Annotated in this window: 20 protein-coding genes; 13 read left to right on the top strand and 7 right to left on the bottom strand. The window is 61.7% G+C overall.

Annotated elements, in window-relative coordinates; translation table 11 throughout:
- Window positions 1–26 precede the first annotated feature (26 nt).
- Both KHO33_RS04140 and KHO33_RS04145 read left to right on the top strand, forming a co-directional pair.
- Window positions 27–383: a DUF4148 domain-containing protein gene (locus KHO33_RS04140; RefSeq protein WP_407946156.1), complete on the top strand. Its 357-nt coding sequence runs from the start codon at window positions 27–29 to the stop codon at window positions 381–383.
- Window positions 384–742: 359 nt separating this feature from the next.
- Complete coding sequence (locus tag KHO33_RS04145; protein WP_200561665.1) at window positions 743–1,864, top strand: hypothetical protein; 1,122 nt, start codon at window positions 743–745, stop codon at window positions 1,862–1,864.
- Between the two features lie 49 nt (window positions 1,865–1,913).
- Here the strand turns inward: KHO33_RS04145 and KHO33_RS04150 are convergent, their stop codons facing one another.
- The 4 genes from KHO33_RS04150 to KHO33_RS04165 form a co-directional block, all read right to left on the bottom strand.
- A complete protein-coding gene (locus KHO33_RS04150; protein WP_200561455.1) occupies window positions 1,914–2,171 on the bottom strand; it encodes a hypothetical protein in 258 nt (85 codons plus the stop codon).
- Window positions 2,168–2,584: a VOC family protein gene (locus KHO33_RS04155; protein WP_200561457.1), complete on the bottom strand. Its 417-nt coding sequence runs from the start codon at window positions 2,582–2,584 to the stop codon at window positions 2,168–2,170. Before KHO33_RS04155 ends, KHO33_RS04150 begins: the two co-directional genes overlap by 4 nt.
- A gap of 20 nt (window positions 2,585–2,604) precedes the next feature.
- A complete protein-coding gene (locus KHO33_RS04160) occupies window positions 2,605–3,123 on the bottom strand; it encodes a helix-turn-helix domain-containing protein (RefSeq protein ID WP_200561459.1) in 519 nt (172 codons plus the stop codon).
- Window positions 3,124–3,236: 113 nt separating this feature from the next.
- The gene (locus KHO33_RS04165; RefSeq protein ID WP_200561461.1) at window positions 3,237–4,121 is read right to left on the bottom strand and encodes a LysR substrate-binding domain-containing protein; all 885 of its coding nucleotides are present in this window, start codon (window positions 4,119–4,121) and stop codon (window positions 3,237–3,239) included.
- Between the two features lie 287 nt (window positions 4,122–4,408).
- Between KHO33_RS04165 and KHO33_RS04170 the strand changes: the two genes are divergently transcribed.
- The 9 genes from KHO33_RS04170 to KHO33_RS04210 all read left to right on the top strand — a co-directional run bounded on the left by KHO33_RS04170 (window position 4,409) and on the right by KHO33_RS04210 (window position 13,925).
- Window positions 4,409–5,140 (top strand): ABC transporter permease, encoded by a 732-nt coding sequence (locus tag KHO33_RS04170; RefSeq protein WP_234477113.1) that lies wholly within the window; start codon window positions 4,409–4,411, stop codon window positions 5,138–5,140.
- Between the two features lie 4 nt (window positions 5,141–5,144).
- Window positions 5,145–6,191 carry an ABC transporter ATP-binding protein gene (locus KHO33_RS04175; RefSeq protein WP_054034878.1) on the top strand — a complete coding sequence of 349 codons (1,047 nt, stop codon included), beginning with the start codon at window positions 5,145–5,147 and terminating at the stop codon, window positions 6,189–6,191.
- A gap of 30 nt (window positions 6,192–6,221) precedes the next feature.
- Window positions 6,222–7,322 (top strand): extracellular solute-binding protein, encoded by a 1,101-nt coding sequence (locus KHO33_RS04180; RefSeq protein ID WP_054034879.1) that lies wholly within the window; start codon window positions 6,222–6,224, stop codon window positions 7,320–7,322.
- A 10-nt stretch (window positions 7,323–7,332) separates the two neighbouring features.
- A complete protein-coding gene (locus KHO33_RS04185; protein WP_236074658.1) occupies window positions 7,333–8,172 on the top strand; it encodes an ABC transporter permease in 840 nt (279 codons plus the stop codon).
- A 58-nt stretch (window positions 8,173–8,230) separates the two neighbouring features.
- On the top strand, window positions 8,231–8,719 hold the full coding sequence (locus tag KHO33_RS04190; protein ID WP_200561668.1) for a TIGR00725 family protein: 489 nt from the start codon (window positions 8,231–8,233) through the stop codon (window positions 8,717–8,719).
- A 106-nt stretch (window positions 8,720–8,825) separates the two neighbouring features.
- Window positions 8,826–10,025, top strand: coding sequence for a porin (locus KHO33_RS04195; RefSeq protein WP_054034937.1), 1,200 nt, complete (start codon window positions 8,826–8,828; stop codon window positions 10,023–10,025).
- Window positions 10,026–10,319: 294 nt separating this feature from the next.
- Complete coding sequence (locus KHO33_RS04200) at window positions 10,320–11,786, top strand: trypsin-like peptidase domain-containing protein (protein ID WP_200561670.1); 1,467 nt, start codon at window positions 10,320–10,322, stop codon at window positions 11,784–11,786.
- Window positions 11,787–11,955: 169 nt separating this feature from the next.
- A complete protein-coding gene (locus KHO33_RS04205) occupies window positions 11,956–13,413 on the top strand; it encodes an NCS1 family nucleobase:cation symporter-1 (protein ID WP_200561466.1) in 1,458 nt (485 codons plus the stop codon).
- Window positions 13,414–13,541: 128 nt separating this feature from the next.
- The gene (locus KHO33_RS04210; RefSeq protein ID WP_054034881.1) at window positions 13,542–13,925 is read left to right on the top strand and encodes a hypothetical protein; all 384 of its coding nucleotides are present in this window, start codon (window positions 13,542–13,544) and stop codon (window positions 13,923–13,925) included.
- Between the two features lie 124 nt (window positions 13,926–14,049).
- On the opposite strand, the gene KHO33_RS04215 is transcribed toward KHO33_RS04210, so the two are convergent.
- The 3 genes from KHO33_RS04215 to KHO33_RS04225 all read right to left on the bottom strand — a co-directional run bounded on the left by KHO33_RS04215 (window position 14,050) and on the right by KHO33_RS04225 (window position 18,076).
- On the bottom strand, window positions 14,050–14,508 hold the full coding sequence (locus tag KHO33_RS04215) for a hypothetical protein (protein WP_054034882.1): 459 nt from the start codon (window positions 14,506–14,508) through the stop codon (window positions 14,050–14,052).
- A 215-nt stretch (window positions 14,509–14,723) separates the two neighbouring features.
- Window positions 14,724–16,811, bottom strand: coding sequence for a TonB-dependent siderophore receptor (locus tag KHO33_RS04220; protein WP_234480372.1), 2,088 nt, complete (start codon window positions 16,809–16,811; stop codon window positions 14,724–14,726).
- 227 nt (window positions 16,812–17,038) lie between these two features.
- Entirely contained in the window at window positions 17,039–18,076 is a 1,038-nt protein-coding gene (locus KHO33_RS04225; RefSeq protein WP_200561470.1) for a questin oxidase family protein, read from the bottom strand.
- 83 nt (window positions 18,077–18,159) lie between these two features.
- Between KHO33_RS04225 and soxR the strand changes: the two genes are divergently transcribed.
- A complete protein-coding gene (gene soxR / locus KHO33_RS04230) occupies window positions 18,160–18,648 on the top strand; it encodes a redox-sensitive transcriptional activator SoxR (RefSeq protein ID WP_200561472.1) in 489 nt (162 codons plus the stop codon).
- 81 nt (window positions 18,649–18,729) lie between these two features.
- Window positions 18,730–19,161: a hypothetical protein gene (locus KHO33_RS04235; RefSeq protein ID WP_054034885.1), complete on the top strand. Its 432-nt coding sequence runs from the start codon at window positions 18,730–18,732 to the stop codon at window positions 19,159–19,161.
- Window position 19,162: the final 1 nt, after the last annotated feature.

The raw sequence follows: 19,162 nt of genomic DNA on the forward strand, positions 1-19,162 counted from the left end.
AGATCGGAGGCTTCAGTCACGGTGGCGTGAAGCTGAGCAAACTTAAGTTCGGGAGATATTTCATCATGAAGACCCTTATCTATGCAGCGTTGATTGCCGGCATATTTGTCGCTCCAGTTGCCTCTTTCGCGCAGGACGCTACGGCTCCGCTGACGCGGGCCGACGTACGCGCGGATCTGATTCGCGTAGAACAGGCCGGCTACCGGCCGGCCGCCAAAGATGTGCACTACCCAGACGAAATTCAGGCGGCGGAGGCGCGTGTTCAAACGCAGAATGTCGCGGCGCAGGGGAGCACGGATGTAGGCGGAACGTCGGATGGATCATCGCAGGCGGGTGCGCCGACGGCAACCGTAAATACTCATTCGATCTATTTCGGTCACTGAAGCTCGCGGACCTCACAAGCCATCGTTGGTTACTTCTTTCGGCGTATTGAGTGAATCGCCGTCTGAAAATACCAACATCGGCGAGATTAGCAAGCGCCATGGAATGTTTCAGATCCATTACAGGTATGGCATTCACTGAATGCAGACCATAAATAAGTTTTACTTTCCGATTTTCCACTGCGCCGCCATTGTGTGAGCCATACAGCCGCATCGATGGGGAATGTTGTTATCTGTTCAGATGAACATTTCTTAAGATTCCTTAAGAAATGGTTCGTCGATCGAGAGCGGTGGGAAGGTCAAATACTCAGGCCGATCCGTGGACCAACGGTCGAGCCAATAAACGGAAAGGAGACGAATCGATGGAAAAGCGCCTGATGGCCGTGATATTGCTTGCTGCGGCCGCATTGGCCGGCTGTGGCGGTGGGGATAACGTCAGCGGACCGACACCGCCAAAGCTACTGACGAACATCGCCGTGCCCAATGCTTCGAGCCCACCATTCAGTTTCGACATCGGCTACGCCGAGGCTGGCAAGTACTTTCTTGCTGACCGCAACAACAAAGCAGTCGATGTCGTAGACACAAAATCGAACACGTTGATCGCCCAGATTCCAGGGCCGTTCATCGGTGCCGGCGCCACGACGAACGAGTCCGGTCCCGATGGAATTGTAGGCATCACCGGCACGAACACGATCTATGCCGGCGACGTCGATTCAGTCAAGGTGATCGATACGGCTGCGCAAAAGACGGTCAACACCATCACCATCAGTAATTCCGGACAGCGCGTCGATGAGGGTTGCTACGATCCTGACGATCATCTCGTGATGTATGCGAGCCCCGGAGACTCGCCGCCGTTCGTCACGTTCATTTCCACGCTGACGCAAACGGTGCTGGTAAAGCTTCCTTTCAACGGTTCGTCGGGGCTGGAAGCATGCACATATGATTCTGCCTCGAAGAGCTTTTTGATTAACAACGACGGGACCACTGCCAATCCCGAGGGCGAACTCGATGTCATCACTGCCAGCTCCGCGGTGGCGGGAAGTCCTGCTGTCAGCAAGTCGTTTCCGCTAGGGAAATGCGGGCCCGCGGGCATCGTGCTCGGTCCGAATAACGACGTGCTCATTGGATGCGATCCACCGGCCGGCGATCCGCTCATCACGCTGATCCTCGATCGCACGAGTGGCGCAATTCAGGCCAGCCTGCCATTTGGCGGGGTGGACCAGGTCGGTTACGATCCGGCGTCCAACCGCTATTTCCTGCCGGCCCGGCACTACGTGACGAGCGGTATTGCTGCCGCCTCAGGGTTTAGCCCGCAGATGGGCGTAGTCGATGGCGCGTCACGGCAGTTGCTCTTTAAGATTCCGGTGGGCACAGGCGCGCATTCTGTCGCCATCAACAGTTCGCTTGGGCAAGTGTATGTGCCGTTCCAGCCCGGCGCCGCAGGATTCCCCAACGGCGGCATCTCAGTGTTCTCGACCCACTAACTGATCACCAACGCCCAGGCAGGCTCAGCTCGCACGATAGGGCCGTTCTTCAGGCGAGCGGCGCCTCCTGGTCTCCAACAGAGCGCTGCGGGCTACGAAGGCTGCTGTCGCGGCTGAAGTACGGCAAAGCAAACAGGTAGAGCCCCGAGAGCAACAGAAGGGCCAGCGGCAGCAGCGGCGCGTAGGTGATCCAGGGCGGCGGGGCGCCGCGTCCTTGGGCCATGGCGGCAAAGTTGGCGATAACCGTCAGCGTGAAGGCGATGGATATCCACCGGTGGGACCGACGAATCCAGGCGCTGGTATTCATGTCGTGCTCCTCGGCGCCTGGATCATCTTCCAGCCATTGCCGGCAGGGTCGCGAAAACCGGCATCGACGCTGCCGAAGCGGTCTATCGGCTCCTGCGTGAATTCCACGCCGCGGGCTTTCAGCTGGATGTAGCTGGCGCGACAGTCGTCCACAGAGAGAACCAGGGGCGGCATGGCCCCTTTGGCGACCATCGCGCGCAAGGTTTGCGCAGTGGCGTCGTCGTGGATGGGCGGGCCGGGTGTGAACAGGCCGAGCTGGAACGAGGGCTGATCCGGATGCTGGACCGTGAGCCAGCGGTAGGGACCGTTGCGCACGTCCGTGTGGACGCGGAATCCGAGCTTGTCGACGTAGAACGTGAGCGCTTCGTCCTGGTCATCCACGTACAAGCCCACAACATTTACACCTTGGTTCATGGCACCTCCCTGGTTGATGGTCAGAATGTATCTTTGGCCACGCGGCGGCGCTTCTCCAAAACTGCGATGTTGAGGTCGGGGCGTTGTGCGGCCTTCAGGACGCAGGCGGGCACACGGTCGAGTGGAGGCATGTTGGCCCGAGCCTCGAGGCGCAGGGCGCTGGGGCTTTGGCCGGTGATGTCGCGGAAGATGCGGCCGAAGGTGCCCAGGCTCTCCCAGCCGGTGGCAAAGGCAATTTCCGTGATGCTGAGTTCGGTGTCGCGCAGGAGGGTGGTGGCCTGCTCGATACGCCGTGTCAGCAGGTAGCGGTGCGGTGGGAGGCCGAAGGCCCGCTTGAAGGAGCGCGCGAAATGGGCCTCCGAGACGCCGCCGACCTCGGCGAGGCGCTTGACGGGCCAGGCCTCGTGCGAGGCGGCGTCCATGCGGTCCTTGGCGCGTAGCAGGCGGCGCAGCAGGGCCGGGTCCTGCAACGTGTCGGCGCCGGCCGGTGTGGGGGACGAGGCAAGCGGCTGGGCGTGATGGTCTTCGCGACGGGGCATGAGTTCCAAGGGGGCCGACGGAATCTGACTAGTTTAGGCTCAACACGGGTACCCGCAAAGCGGCGCACGGGTGCCCGCCGAGGCCGGTAACGTATGTCTCGGCCTATCTAGTCTCAGACCTTGGACAACATCCATTCCCGGAACCGCTTCAACCCCGGCTGTGTTTCCATGCGCCCCGGGAAATAGCAGAGATAGTGTCCATGATCGACGTCGATCGGGGCCGTCAGCGGCTCGACAAGCATGCCAGCGGCGAGGTTGTCGCGCACGAGAAAGGCCGGGATGAGCGCCAGTCCCAGACCGGCCTGAGCTGCCTGGATCAGCACGGAGTATTGCTCGAAGCGCGGGCCTGCAAGCACATGCATGTCGCGCACATCGTAGAACTCGGCCCATTGACTCCATACCTGTTCAGCCTGGCTGTGCAACAGCCGGGGCACACGCGCGGCATCCTGCAATCGGCGCAACGCATACCTTTGCCGACATTCAGGCGCGCAGACCAACAGAAAAGTACGTCCGTCGATGTAATCGCATTGAACGCCCTCCCAGCTTCCATCGCCATAGCGGATAGCCGCGTCCAGATCCAGCGGAAACGGATCGCCGTGCGCGAGGTGTCGGCTGAAGCTGATCGTGAGTCCCGGGGTGCTCGACAGGAATTCCGGTAGCCGGGGAATCAGCCATTTGGTCGTGAATGTCGGCACGCTCGCGATCGTCAGCACGTCGCTCTGCCCGGCGGCGCTCATGAGTTCGAGCGATGCGTTGCCCAGGTCGCGCAACGGGGCGGCCACGCGCGCAAGGTAAAGGCTGCCCGCGCGGGTAAGCGCAAGATTGCGGCCGTCCCGAATGAAAAGCTGCACACCGAATGAATCTTCCAGGCTGGCAATTTGCCGGCTGACTGCGCTCGGCGTCAGTCCCAGTTCACGCGCCGCTCTCGAGAAGTTCAGATGCTTGGCGGAGCTTGTGAAGGCAAGTAATTCGGTGAGGTTCGGGTAAAGGTGTTTCATCGGTCTGGCGTCGAAGTATTCCGGATGCGCACAGCGCAATGCGTGTTTTGTACGTTTTTTTCATGACGACGCCATGTCGCATCCGCACACTTGCAAGCAAATCGAAATCTTGCGCCCCGTCCTGTCAGGGCGCGCGGGTTTCCGTCCGTTTTACTAGGAAAGCTTGCATGCAAACGCCTGCCGCACCGGTCATCCAGCCCCATGTTCCCGCTCGTCACAGCAGCGGGCGCTTCGCGTCGATCCAGCGCGTCGTGCTTCAGGCCGTAGTGGTGCTCTTCGCGATCTACATGCTGCTGCCGATCGCTCTGCTGCTGATCGGCGCATTCGGTGAAACGTGGACCAACACCGTGCTGCCGACCGGCGTCACCGGGCACTGGTTCGCGGACCTTGCCGCCAATACGAGTTTCCGCCGCGCTTTCGGCGTGAGCCTGATGGTCGCATTGGCCTGTTGCTGCGCGGCTGCCGTGATCGGTTTGCCGCTCGCGTATGCGTTGCACTATCGCTCGCTCTCCGGGCGCGGCATGACCGCGCGGCTGGTCGCCTTGCTGCCAGTGGGGGTGCCCGCGCTCACGCTGGGCTTCGGCTACATCGCCATCTTCAGCGGCGACACGCTGCCCTGGCTCGGATCGTTGTCGTTGCTGATTGCCGCCCATACGGTGCTGACTTTGCCCTACCTCATGCAAACACTGCTTAGCGACTTGCGCCACCTCGACATCGCGCGCCTCGAAGCCTGCGCTGCGACGCTCGGCGCCACGCCGCTGCGGCAGTTCTTCACGATTGTCTTGCCCAATCTCCGACAAAGCCTGTTTTCGGGACTCGTGATGGTGGCCGCACTGTCGATCGGAGAATTTCAGGTGTCCAACCTGATCGCCGGCTTTCGCTACCGGAACTATCCGGTCGTGCTGCTGCAGGCGTTTTACGGCGCGACCGGCATGGCATGTGCCGCCACCGTGGTGCTGCTTTGCCTCGCGGTGATTGCGACCCTGGTATCGATCAACACTGTTCAACGACTGAAGTAAAACGATGAGCCTCCATTTCGACAACGTGAGCTTTACTTATCCCGGCGCGCAACACGGTATCGAAGCCGTCACGCTGTCGGTCACGCCGGGCGAACTGCTCGCCGTAATGGGCCGCAGCGGTTCTGGCAAGTCGACGATCCTGCGCTTGACCGCGGGTCTGCTGGACGGCTATCGAGGACGCATCGCAATCGACGGGCGCGACGTGGTGGGCGTTCCGGTGTGGCGTCGCGAGGTCGGCATGGTGTTCCAGCAATACGCGCTTTTCCCGCATCTGAACGTGCTGGACAACGTGGCCTACGGGCTGCGGATGCGCGGCATCGATGCCGCAAAACGCCGGGTTCGCGCGCTCGATATGCTCGAACGGGTCGGTCTTGCCGAACACGCCGGGCGGCGTACGACTTTGCTGTCGGGTGGGCAACAGCAGCGCGTCGCGCTGGCTCGCGCACTGGCGTTTGAACCGAAGGTGCTGCTGCTCGATGAACCGCTTGCCGCGCTCGACGCAGGCATCCGCCAGCAGCTTCGCGACGAGATTCGCACGCTGCAGCGCGCATGCGGCGCCACCACCCTGCTGGTCACGCACGATCAGGACGAAGCGTTGAGTCTCGCGGACCGCGTGGCCGTGGTCGACGGCGGGCGTGTCTTGCAGGTGGACACGCCTGAACGTCTCTACGAGCAGCCGGTATCGACCCAGGTCGCGCGCTTCGTCGGTCATTCGAGCGTGATGCCGGGACGCGTGATTGCGAACGGCACGGTCGACGTTTCCTTTGCGCTGCTGTCCGCCGATACCCGTGATTTTCGCCCCGGCGACCAGGTCGAGGTGCTGCTTCGTCCCGAGCACGTGCAGCCCGATCCGCCGGCGAACGCGGTCAACCGGCTCGCCGGCCGCCGCGCCGAGGTGCGCTACTTCGGGGCGACGTGTCGCTACGACTTCGTTCCGGATGCCACGCAGAAGCCGCTTCTGTGCGAAGGGCGCCGTCTTGCCGAACACGCTATCGCCATCGACCCCGAACACTTGCGCGTGCTGCCCGCGCAGACCAGTCAAGTTTGCTAATTCACCTTCCTTGTTTGATGGAGAACCAGAATGTTTGCAGGGCTTAGTCTTTTGTCGCGAGTCCGCCGTGTCGCCGGAGTCGTTTGTGCGTTGTCGATACTGACTGCCGCGTCAGGCGTTTATGCCGCGCCGGCCGCGCCGCTTTATCCCGGTGAAGAAGCGTTGTACGCGAAGGCGGCGGATGAAGGGCTCGTCGTGTCGTTCGACACCGGTCCCGAATGGGCCAACTGGAAGGCGCTGTTCGCCGAGTTCAGAAAGCGCTATCCGAAGGTCGAGATCACGTACAACGACATCGGCTCGGCGGCGACGGTGGTGGCGCTCGACAAGTCGCGGCGGCGTCCGCAGGCCGACACCGCGTATTACTTTGCCGCGTCCGCACTGGACGCCGTCAACAAGGACGTGGTGGCGCCATTCAAGCCGCTCAATTTCGACAAACTGCCGCCGGTGTTTCGCGAGCGCGACGGCCGCTGGTTCACGGTCCATTCGCTGAACATCGCCTTGCTGGTCAACCGGAAACTGATCAAGGACGTCCCGCAAGGTTGGGCCGATCTGCTCAAGCCCGAGTACCGGAATTCGGTGGTCTATCTGGATCCGCGTTCGACGGGACAGGGACAGGTCGCGGTCTTCGCCGCGGCTTATGCGTTCGGCGGCAGCGTCGACAATCCGAAGCCGGGTGCCGACTTTTTCGGCAAGTTGCGTGAGGCGGGCAACGTGATGCGCGTCGAAGGAACCACCCCGTACGCCAAGTTCGTCAAGGGCGAGATTCCGATCCTGATCGGCTACGAAAACGACGGCCTGAAGGCGAAGTATGCCGACGGCATGGGCGACGCCGTCGAGGTGGTGATCCCGAAGGAAGCGACGGTGTCCGCGCCGTACGCGATGAGTCTCGTGAAGGACGGTCCGAATCAGAACGCAGCGCGTCTGTGGCTGAACCTGGTCATGAGCGACGTCGGCCAGGCGCTGTTCGCGCAAGGCTACGTGCGTCCCGCGGTGCCTGACGTGCAACTCTCCGCGGACATCCGCGCGAAGATGCCCGACGTGCCGCAGATGCATCCGCTCGACGTGGTCAAGGCCGCAGCGAAGAAGGCGGAAGTCGACCAGTTGTGGGCGCAGGCCGCGCTCGCGAAATGAGGTGCGGCAGATGGGGACTTCCTCGATGAACGAAGTGAACGAAGGGCTGGCGCGGCGCTTCGGCGCGGTTCCGGCGGGCCTCCTCCTCGCTCTGTTCTTTGCGCTGCCGCTCGGCGCATTGCTGGTCTCGGCGGCTGAGGGGAACGGCGCGGCCTTCGTGCGTCTCGCCCATGATCCGCTGGTGGTCAGTGCGCTCGGTCACTCGCTCGCGCTGGCGTTTGCTGCCGGCACCGTGTCGCTGGCGGTAGGACTGCCGCTTGCGATGGTGCTGGCCGGACAGCCGCCGCAGCGGCGCGGCTGGTTGCTCGCGTTGCTTGGTGTGCCGTTGGCATTTTCCGGTCTGGTGATTGCGTACGGTTTCATTCTCGCCTTCGGCCGCGCCGGCTTCGTGACGAGCATCTTCGCTCGACTCGGCGCCGACCCGGCCACGGTTGGGGCGCTGATCTATACAACCGCGGGACTGGTCGCGGCTTACGCGTACTACCTGATCCCACGCGTGGCGCTGATGCTTTATCCGGCGATTGCCAACCTGGACCGCCGTCCGATCGAAGCCGCGTTGACACTGGGCGCGTCGCCGCTGCGAGCGCTCTTCGACGTGGCGTTGCGGGAACTGTGGCCATCGATCGCCGCGGCCTGGTGTCTCGTCACATCGATTGCACTGGGAACCTACGGTACCGCACTTGCGCTCGCCGGGACGCAGATCAATATCCTGCCGCTACTGATGTACCTGAAACTTTCAGACGGACAGACGGATTTCCCGCAGGCAGCCGCGCTTTCGCTGGTGTTGATGGCGGTCTGTACGTGCGTTCTGGCACTAGGAGAATGCCTTGCACGGCAACGACGACACTGAATGGTCCAACGCAGCGTATCTGGCGCTGCAGAGATTGGCGGTTCACCAGACGGGGCCGATGCGGCATGCGATGCCGGTCGGATTGATCGGTCCGAGGGAAGCCACACCGGAGCAACTGCAGGCGGCGAGAAGCCTGAGCTACGCGTTAGCGGGCACCGGCATGGCGATTCTCTGCGGTGGCAAAGGCGGGGTGATGGAAGCGGCCGCGTTCGGCGCGAAACGCGCGGGCGGCATCGTGGTCGGCCTGCTGCCCGAGGACGATGCGAACGAGGCTAACCCGTTCCTTACCGTGGCGCTGCCAACCGGACTGGGCATCACAAGAAATGCGTTGATTGCGCGTGCTTCGCTCTGTCTCATTGCGATTGGAGGCGGACTGGGCACGCTGTCAGAGATGGCGCTTGGCCTGCAGTGGAACAAGCCCGTCTTCACCCTGCTAGGCGCACCTTTGGTACGGGGGGCCGAGGTGTTCGACGATGTTGATACGCTCGTCGCCAGTGTGGCGAACTGGCTTGTAACCGCGAGACAGACGCAAACAGCCAAAGAGTGAAACGGAATGCGAACGCGAGTCACCGACTCGCGTTCGAAGCTCTGACGTAACAGGTACTAAAACCAATTTGATCACTTCTCTCTAATAAATAGGCATCCTTATCATGATGAAAAAAACCACCGTTACATTACTCGCGATGAGCAGCCTGTCGCTCACCGCACACGCACAGAGCAGCGTGACCCTGTACGGGATTGTTGACGCAGGCGTTGGCTATACGAGCGGCCAACGCGTCGTGCAGACCAAGGGTGCTGCAGGCAAGCCGGCCGTCTACAGTAATGGATCGAGTTATGGGTTTGCGAGTGGCACCTGGTCAGGCGATCGCTGGGGGCTGAAGGGCAACGAAGATCTGGGTGACGGCCTGTCGGCGGTGTTCCAGTTGGAGAACGGTTTTAACATCGGTACGGGGCAGCTCGGCCAGGGCGGCCGCGAGTTTGGTCGTCAGGCATGGATGGGATTGTCGAGCACCAAACTCGGCAAGCTCACGCTGGGTCGCCAGTACGATCCGATCGTCGACTTCGTCGGCACCATCAGCGCGGGCACCTTCCTGACGGGCATGGGCGCGCACCCCGGCGATCTGGATAACATCGACAATCAGTCGCGTGAGAGTAACTCGATCAAGTACACGAGCCCGGTATTTTCAGGGCTTCAGTTCGGCGCACTGTACGGTTTCGGCGGTCAGGCGGGCAGCGTCAAGAACCAGAACACGTGGAGCCTGGGCGGCCAATATACCCGTGGTCCGTTCGCCATCGGCGCGGCCTACATGCAGGCGACCAACGCTTACGGGGCCAATGGCGGCGCCTGGACCAGCGCGTATGACGGCACATTCGCTTCGTCGATCAACGAAGGCTTTGCGTCGGCAAAGAGCCAGCAGATCATCGCGGCTGCAAGCACGTATCAGATCGGCTCGGTGACGCTCGGTGTGTCGTATAGCAATACGCAATACCAGGCCGGCAGCTTCTCGTTATTCTCCGGCAAAGAGACGTTCAACTCGGCGGGCGCGACGGTCTCCTGGCAGGCGACGTCGGCGCTACGCGTCGCCGCAGGTTACGACTACACGCAGGGCAGTTCTATCAAAGGCGCGTCGGCGCCGAAGTACAACCAGTTCAATCTCGCCTCGTATTACTTCCTGTCCAAGCGCACGGCACTTTACGGACTGGTCGGTTACCAGAAGGCGAGCGGCAAGACGCTCGACGCATTTGGCAATACGGTCAACGCGACGGCCTCGGTTGGTGACGTGGGGAACGGAATTTCGTCGGCAAACAATGTGCAAACACTCGTTCGAGTGGGTATCCGGCAGACGTTCTAAGTGTTCGGCGGCGCACGCCGCCGCTTCACTGATCCGCGTCACGTAAACCAGGATGCCTGGCACGCACTTCAAGCTGGGTCGCGGCGCTGCCGCGACTCGCTGCGCCGACCCCCAACCGGCCGCAACCGGACCCCAGGATTAGCACTCCCTGTAATTTCCCCGCCGCTCCGCTATAAATCATCGTAGGGGAGGGCTGCGTATTGTCGTACCGGCACGGTCGATGCATTCGTGTATCGACCGGCCTGTGATCGCGCGCGCCTGGCCCTGGCATCACGACCGCCACGGAGGTGCATTGTGTTTGCCCCGACTCTTGCGCGCACGTTGCTCCACGCCGCCCTGATAGCGGCGGTTTTCTCCAGCTATCTGTGTCTGCCTCCGACGGCGAATGCCGCGAGCGTCGCTCCGCCGCCCGTGAAGGAGAAGCGGGTTCCGCCGGCCGGCGCTTCAGCATCGGTCGATTTCCCTACCATCGTGGAACGATACGGGCCCGCCGTCGTGAATATCAGCGCGACGGCGTCTGAGCAGTCATCGTCGACACCCGCTCCCGCAGCGATCGATGCTGACGATCCCATTCTTGCTTTCGTCAAGCATGTGACGCCGAAATCGCAGGCGTCTCAGGACGGTTCGGCACGCGCCGTTACGGGTACGGGCTCCGGTTTTATCGTTACCCCCGACGGCCTCATTCTGACCACCGCTCATGTGGTGGATCAGGCCGACGAAGTGACGGTCAAACTCACCGATCGGCGCGAGTTCAAAGCGAAGGTCCTGGCGGTCGACGCCCAGAGCGACGTCGCATTGATTCAGATCGATGCCACGAAGCTGCCGACCGTCAAACTTGGCGACTCGTCGCGGGTGCGTGTCGGTGAATCGGTCCTGGCGATCGGCTCGCCCGACAGCTTCGCGAATACCGTTGCCGCCGGCATCGTGAGTGCCACGTCTCGCACGCTCCAGGACGGGAGCAGCTTTCCCTTCTTTCAAACCGATATCGTGGCCAACCCGGACAATTCGGGCGGCCCGCTGTTCAACCGTGCCGGCGAGGTGGTCGGCATCGACGTGCAGATCTACGCGGACTCGGACAGGTCCCCCAGCCTGGCCCTTGCCATTCCGATCAACATGGCGGCCAAGGTGCGATCGCAGGTGCAAGCCGCGCAAGCGACCTCTCCTGGCGGTCTTGGCGTGGAGGTGCAGGACGTCGGCCCTGGTCTCGCCGTAGCCTTTGGCCTGCCGCGACCGGCAGGTGCGCTGGTCAATTCCGTTGCGCCCGGCACAACGGCCGCCGCGAGCGGCCTCAAGCCTGGCGACGTGATCGTCCGGATCGGCGACAAGCCGATTGATCGCTCGACCGAACTCGGCGAGAATGCGGCCGCTTTGCCGCCCGGGACGAAAACCACACTCAAGCTGATCCGCAATCGAAGGCCGATGACACTCACCGTCATGGTCGGCGTGTCCGCGGAAAGCCCCAAAACTCGACCAGCCGAAGGCGGCTCAGGCTCAGGGGACCGCCTGGGCTTGAGCATGCATCCGCTGAATGAAGACGAGCGGCGCGCGAACGATCTGGCGGTGGGTCTGATGGTGGACGGCGTTGATGGGGCGGCGGCGAGCGCCGGCATCCAGCCTGGCGACATCGTGCTGTCGCTCAATGACACGCTGGTCGAAACGCAGGCGGACGTGAGTGCGCTGGAAGCAAAGGCAGGGAAACAGGTCGCCGTGCTGATCCAGCGCGGCCACGCGCGCAGTTTTGTTTCGGTCGCGGTTAGATGAACAGCAGGCTTGCGCCAGTACGCATCCCGACCAGGGTTAACCCATTCGAAACGAGGCGGCAAAGCACATACAGTTCTGACATACCAGCAGGCTTCTGACGCGGGTAGATCTCCGCCGGGGCGTGTCCGGCGGTGTTTCCTTGGTTCCACGAGATCAAAGGAGATGACAGATGGAAATCCGCGATCCTTCCCCCGGCCTCTACAACGAAGATCTCGCGCCCGCCAGACAGCGCAACTGGGGTGCCTTCAGCATCTTCAACGTCTGGACCTCGGACGTGCACAGCCTCTGGGGCTATTACCTCGCCGCCAGCCTGTTCCTGCTGTGCGGCAGCTTCATCAACTTCGTGCTGGCGATCGGGCTCGGCTCGCTGGTGATCTTCGCGCTCATGAACCTGATCGGCTACGCCGGCGAGAAGACCGGCGTGCCTTATCCGGTACTGGCGCGCGCCTCCTTTGGCGTGTGGGGCGCCAATCTGGCAGCCATGGTGCGCGCCGTGGTGGCCTGCTTCTGGTACGGCGCGCAGACGGCGGCCGCGTCGGGCGCGATGGTCGCGCTGCTGATTCGCAGCGACAGCCTGATGGCGTTCCACAAGGGCACGCAGGTATTCGGCCACTCGGGGCTGGAGGTGATCTGCTACGTGATCATCTGGGCGCTGCAGTTGCTCATCATCCAGAAGGGCATGGAAACGGTGCGCAAGTTCCAGGATTGGGCCGGTCCGGCGGTGTGGGTCGCGATGCTGATTCTGGCGATCGGCCTGTGTGTGAAAGCCGGCGGCTTCTCGTTCACCCATGGCATTCCGATGGACGTGCTGCTTCAGAAGACCGGCGACGCCGGCGTCAGCGGCGAGCCAGGCTCGTTCTGGGCGCTGATGGCGGTAGGCGCGACCTGGATCACCTACTTCGCGGCGCTCTACCTGAATTTTTGCGACTTCTCGCGCTACGCGAAAAATCGCGACGCGGTGAAGAAAGGAAATCTGTGGGGCTTGCCGGTCAACCTGATCGCGTTCTCGCTGGTCGCCGGCGTCACTACCATCGCTGCCTTCAAGGTGTACGGCGAAGTGCTGCTTCACCCCGAACAGATTTCGGCCAAGTTCGACAGTTGGGTGCTGGCGCTCATCGCGGCACTGACCTTCGCGGTCGCCACGCTGGGTATTAACGTGGTGGCCAATTTCGTCTCGGCGGCGTTCGACATCTCCAACACGTTCCCCAAGCGGATCAGCTTCAAGAAGGGCGGTTACATCGCCGCGGCCATCGCGCTGGTGCTCTATCCGTTCGCGCCGTGGGAAGGCAACGCCGCGCATTTCGTCAACGCCATCGGCGCCACGATGGGCCCGCTGCTGGGGATCATTCTGGTGGACTACTACCTGGTGGCCAAGGGCAATATCAATGTTGCGGCGCTCTATCAGGAGCACGGTGAGTATCGCTACGAAGGTGGCTGGAACATCAACGCGCTGGTCTCCGCCGCGGTCGGCAGTGTGTTTTCGACTTTCCTGCCTAACTTCACCAATCTGCTGCCCGTCTGGTGGAATACCTATGGGTGGTTTTTCGGCGTGGTGATCGGCGGCGGCATGTACCTGATCATGGCCACGCTGCGGCCGCGTACGGCGATCGCGCCGACCCGTGCCTGAAGGTTTTCCTGACGCGCCGGTAGGGGCGGCTCCCGGCCCCGGCGCGCGGAACCGGCACGGCAACAATGCTTATGGTTGGCCGTCGCCGGGCGTGCTAGGATTTCTCGCAAACAACTCCGGAGACTGCTATGCCGTTCATCTGCGAAAACGTTGAATGTCGCGCCGTGCTGGCCCGCGGGCAAGTTAGATCCATTCACGAGGACGCGGGGTGGTGCTTCTACTGCCCAGACTGCAAAGCGAGGAACGCGTTAAAGGATATCGGTGAGCCGGGCGGTCACGTTGAGTTGGTTCAACCGGAGAGATCCGGTCTCCCGCACAAGGTGATTGCAACGGCTCGACCGTTGGAGGACGGCAAGTACGCGGCGCAGTTGCGCGTGCAAAGGGCACTCGGTATGAAAGGGACCTACGCGGTCGAAGAACACTGGGAGCAGCTCGGTGTATTCCCCGACCCGAACCAGGCTGTCGCGCACGCGAAGTCTATTGCGGCAGATTTGCTGGACCGAAAGGCCTAGTTTCGAGCGCAACGCTGGATTCAGCCGCGCGCACCGCGCGCGGCTCCTGACGGCTGGCCCATGACCGTAGATCCGTACAACACCGGGTGCTGCTTCGTGCCGGTGCTGTGAGGGCCGACATCACTCACGGCGCATCGACGGGAGCGAGCTTGATAAATAGTTTCGCGGCTTCGTTGCCATGCGACAAAGCGCGCAGTGCAAGGGAGAGCGCTAGCTGCGCATCGTGCGCGACTGCACTACGGTCCTGATCGAAGAGTTTGACGGCGTGGCGCATATGCTGCGCCGCCTGATCGTGAAGCTCAGCCGCCAATGCGTGCTGCTTTGCGGCGTTTGTGTTGTCTGCGCCAGAGCCGGTCGATGCCGGTGCGACCGGCGGCGTGTTCGCGCTGTGTGCGCCGGCGTCGTGTGCCTGATCGATCGCGTGCAAGGTGTGGCCATGGGCCATCATCGCCTGATGTGCGGCGTGGGCATAGTCTTTACCCGCCTCGAAATGCCGTGACGCCCCTCGGTGAAATCGCGAGGCCTGCTCGTGATGTGATGCTGCGGCTTCAAGATGTTCTTTTTTGTTGTGCTTCGTGCTCATACCGGCTCCTGTAAGTCCATAAGACCAACGCCGATGACGACCGATTCGAAGACCAGTGGCGGGTCGAAAACCACTGGATTCGAATTTACACGCACTTGCACCCCCGGTGACGTTTTCGTCGCGCGGAATACTTCAACAACCGGCTGCGGGCGAGGGTCGAATACGAATGACCACGGCAAACATGGCGGCAGCCATTAGCTATCTATCCCGCTCCCTCAGAACGAGAACGTTGTATTGAGCATCACCAGACGCGCCTCGCCGACCGCAATGATCAGATTGCTGTTGCTTGACGGGTAGTACGTCTTGTCGAAGACGTTCTTTACGTTAAGTTGCACGCGCGTTGGAATCTTGCCGATCTTCGTTTCGTAAGCGGCGAACAGATCGGCGACGACATAGCCCGGCAGCGTAAAGCTGTTTGCCGTATCGCCCGGGCGCTTTCCGACCAGCCGCGCGCCGCCGCCGAAACGCCATTGCCCCGGCAGATAGGGCAGCATCGTGTCGTACACGGCAAACACGCTGCCGGTATGGCGCGCTGCATTCACGAGACGCGTGTTGTCTTCGCGGTCGACCGCATCCGTGTAGGCATAACTCGCAATCACGCTGACATGCCGTGTCAGCTGACCGGCGACATCGAGTTCGATCCCGCGTGAACGTGCGCTGCCGATTGTCGACGTCGTATCGCCGACGGTGACCGCGACATTCTGTTTGTCGATCTGATAGACCGCGAGCGTGCCTGTAATGCCGGGCTTCGCTTCGAACTTCAAGCCGGCTTCGTAGACCCGGCCGCGCTCGGGCGCGAGGGGCTCGCTGACCTCCGTGGCAACGTTCGGCACGAACGACTTGCTGAAGTTCGCATAGGCGGACAACGCGGGAGTGAGCTTGTACACCAGCCCGAACTGCGGCAGCCACACTTGCCCGTGCGAGTGATCGGCGATGACGAATGGACGCCCAACGCCGGACAGTTGCTGCCAGTTTTCCCAGCGCACACCGCCGACGGCAATCAGGCGGTCGGTCAGGTGGACCGTGTCCTGCGTAATCAGCGAGTACGTATGGACCTTCGAGAGGCTGTCGCTTTGCGACGCGCTCGCTGTGCCGCCCGTCGAGAGCGTCCCATAGACCGGGTCGTACAGGTCGAATCCGGACACTGCCTTGCCGCGGATCGTGTCGCCACGGAAGGAGCGCTGCCGTTCGTATTCGCCGCCCACATAGACTTCGTGGCGCATACCCGCGAGGTTCAGGTCGCCGACCGCGCCGATCGTGGCGATCTCGTCGGAATCGTTGCGGCCAAGGTTTGCATCCGATGAACGGCTCATGATGCCGGTCGTGCTGTTGAATGCCGTTGCGCGGGTCAGGTACTGATCGTAGCGGTCGCGGCTCCACCCATAGGTGGCACGCATGCGCCACTGCTCGGAGAACCGGTGTTCGATCTTGGCCCGCAGCGTTTCCTGCTTGCCGGTACTTTGCGCCCATGCTTCTTCGTAACGGGTGTAGCGCAACGCGTCGTCCAGATGACCGTTCACCAGAACCGTCCCGCGGTCGAAGGGCGTCGTGTAATCGACGTACTGGTAGCTCAGATCGATCGAGGTGTTGGCGTCGTGCCACGACAGTGATGGCGCGATTAGCGCGTCGCGCTGCCGTCCGAAGCTGCGCCAGTAACGCGCGGTGTTGTATTCACCGGTCAGCCGGAAGGCTAGCGTTCCTCCCGCCACCTGACCCGGTTGTCCGATCGGGCCGGTGAGGTCGAAGCTGGTTCCGCTGCCACGGTGGCTGGTGTACGTCGCCGATACCGAGCCGTGCAGTTCGTCCTCCGGTTTGCGCGTGATCATGTTGATCACACCGCCCGGTTCCTGAATGCCGTACAGCAACGAAGCCGGCCCCTTCAACACTTCGACGCGATCGATCGTGGCCAGATAGCTGTGCAGGATCGGCGATCGGATGCCGTCGACAAGGATCGAGCCGTCGTTGTTCGAGCCGAAGCCACGCTTGATGAACGCGTCGCGTGTTCCGCCGAGGGTGTTGGTCTGGGTGATGCCGCTGACATTGCCAAGCACATCGTCGAGGCTTTGCGCCTGCTGATCCTGCATCACGCTCGAACTGACTACCGCGACAGACTGCGGAATCTCGCTGATTTTCCGCTCGCCACCGCCGGATATCCGGCTGGTAAGCGGGCGATAACCGACCGTCGGTTCGAGGTCCGGTGCGGCGCGTACGGAAACCGCCGGCAACTCTTTCTCCGTGGGCGTTTGATCGCTGGTGACGTCGGCCGAGGCGCCGATGGCGGAATGCGTCGAAGCTGCGTACATCAGGAAGGCTATGTGCAGACCGAAGCCGAAACGGCGGTAACGCCCCGGGAGCGCGGAAATTCGCAGAAAACGCATGTGTCAGGAGACCGCCTGCCGACCCATGCGAGAACGCAGAAAGGTGGTTGTAGCGGTGAGCCAAGGGTTATGAAAGAGATCGGATGTTAATGTAAATGGGAATCGTTATCAATAACGATCAAAAAAATAAGATGTTAGGCGGGCGTTGCGGGTCAGGGCGAATCGCGACGCTGTTGTTTTTCCAGGTCCAATCTGACTATGCGCGCCGCTGACGCCAGGTAAAGCGGTGATGGATTGCGACGGTCCTCGCAAAGACACGTGTACGTCAACTTGATCACGTGATCGTCGTTTGATGCCATGGCCATCCGGCACACGTCGTCCCAGCCAACAACTTCGTCAAGCGAATCTGTTTCAACCGTCGCGGGCGTGCGGACCGTTGCATACGCCGCGCACAGCGCAATCCACAAACCGGGCAGCAATCGTTCCGCCAACGCGTCAGGCAATTGTGCCAGGAGGATTTGCGCCGCGTGTGTCGCAGTAACCGTATGAAGCACCGTGAAGTCCGGCGAGCGCCAGTAAGCGCTAATCGTCGCCCGTGCGAGATCGTCGAGTAAGGACACAGTGACGGGAGGCGCAAGGACGGCCTGCCTGAACCGCACATCGCCTGCGACGGCGCGCAAGCGTGACGTGATCGAGTTGCCCTGTACGACACTGTCGCCTATTGCACGTACGACGTTGTCAAACCCGGCTTCGACGTTTTCCGCCGTGCGGGCCTCATTGAAACGGGCATCAATCGGCAGATGCGAGGAGATTAATGCGGCGAGGCCGGAGGCGATTTCGCCGGGATGCGCCGCCTCGATGCCGTATGCCAAGCGGATAAGCGCGTGAAATGCCTGCGTTGCAGGCGCGAACGGCGCCTCTTCCAGCACTGCCGTGATAACCGGGACGGGGCCGCCTTCAGCAATCCAGTCCAGAAAACACAGGCGCAAAGCGCCGAATGCCGCGGCATTGCCGAGCTGCCGCGACCATTCGTGACGGTTGACGATTGTGTCGACAGGCGGCGCGCTCAATGCATATTCGCGCTCCCACATATCGAAGAATTCCTGCAGTCGAGCAGGCGACGCTCCCATCCCGGCCAACGCGACAAGCGCCATTGGACAATGGTTGGTCGTACCTCTGGCCATCAGGTCGAAGCGAGCGTTTCCATCCAGAAGCTCATTCAACTTTAGCTTAACGGGGTCCTTGCGCATATTGCCGTCTCTCGATCAAAGGAATGAATCCATTGTGAAAGTTCAAGTAGACTTGAAGTCAAGAGAGAATTCGTGGAAACGTCATGAACGAGACGACGATTACAATTGGTGAGCTTGCCAGCCGCTCGGGCGTAGCGGCAAGTGCGATTCGTTTCTACGAGGAACAGGGGCTGATCAGCAGTACCCGGACAGAAGGCGGTCATCGACAGTATCGAAGGGAGGTCCTCCGCCGCGTAGGTTTCATCCGCGCCGCGCAGGCTGTCGGATTGAACCTCTCGGAGATTCGTTCTGCCCTTGAGACGTTGCCCTGGCAACGCACGCCGACCAAGCAGGATTGGCAACGTCTCTCGCGCGCCTGGCAGCCTCTGCTTCAGGAACGCATCGACGGTCTTATTGCATTGCGCGATCAGCTTGCGTCCTGTGTCGGCTGCGGCTGCCTTTCGCTGAAGTCATGTTCTCTCTACAATCCCGACGATGTCGCCCGACGACGTGGAAGCGGTGCGCGATATCTGTCGGGCGACACCTCACGCGCTGTGTTGGCGGACGATCTCGCGGATAAGCAGAAAACGTGAGACGGCGGAACTGATAACTCGTCTGTGAAGCGCTTGCATCGGCCTCCTTCGTCACAGACGCCGCTGAACCCAAAAGGAAGCATGAAACGCCTATTCCTCGCTGCGCTCGCAGCCACCTCTTTCGCGACTTGCGTTCATGCGCAAAGCAACGACTCCGGCCCGCTCGTCACGCCCGCGGGCAAACTGCAGTTCGAGCGCGTCGACCATGACTTCGTGGGGATGCTCGACAAGGAAATTTTCGATCGCTTCGGTGCGAACACGCTCTCGCACTTCGATGATGTCGGCAACGCAAATGACACCGTCACGCGCATGCTCGTGCAAACTGATTCCGGCCCGGTGCTGTACGACTTTCGCCACCGTCCGCCGCTTGTGCAGCGCCTGGGTGAGCGTATGACGGTCAAGCGCGTGTTCTGGCAAAGCGATGAAGTCGTGATGCAAAGCTCGCAAGGCTGGTTCCGATTCAAGCGCGGCGTGCTGACGAAGCTGCAGTCGTCTACGACGACGTACCATTGAT

The organism is Paraburkholderia nemoris, from assembly GCF_905221015.1.
GTDB classification, from domain to species: domain Bacteria; phylum Pseudomonadota; class Gammaproteobacteria; order Burkholderiales; family Burkholderiaceae; genus Paraburkholderia; species Paraburkholderia nemoris.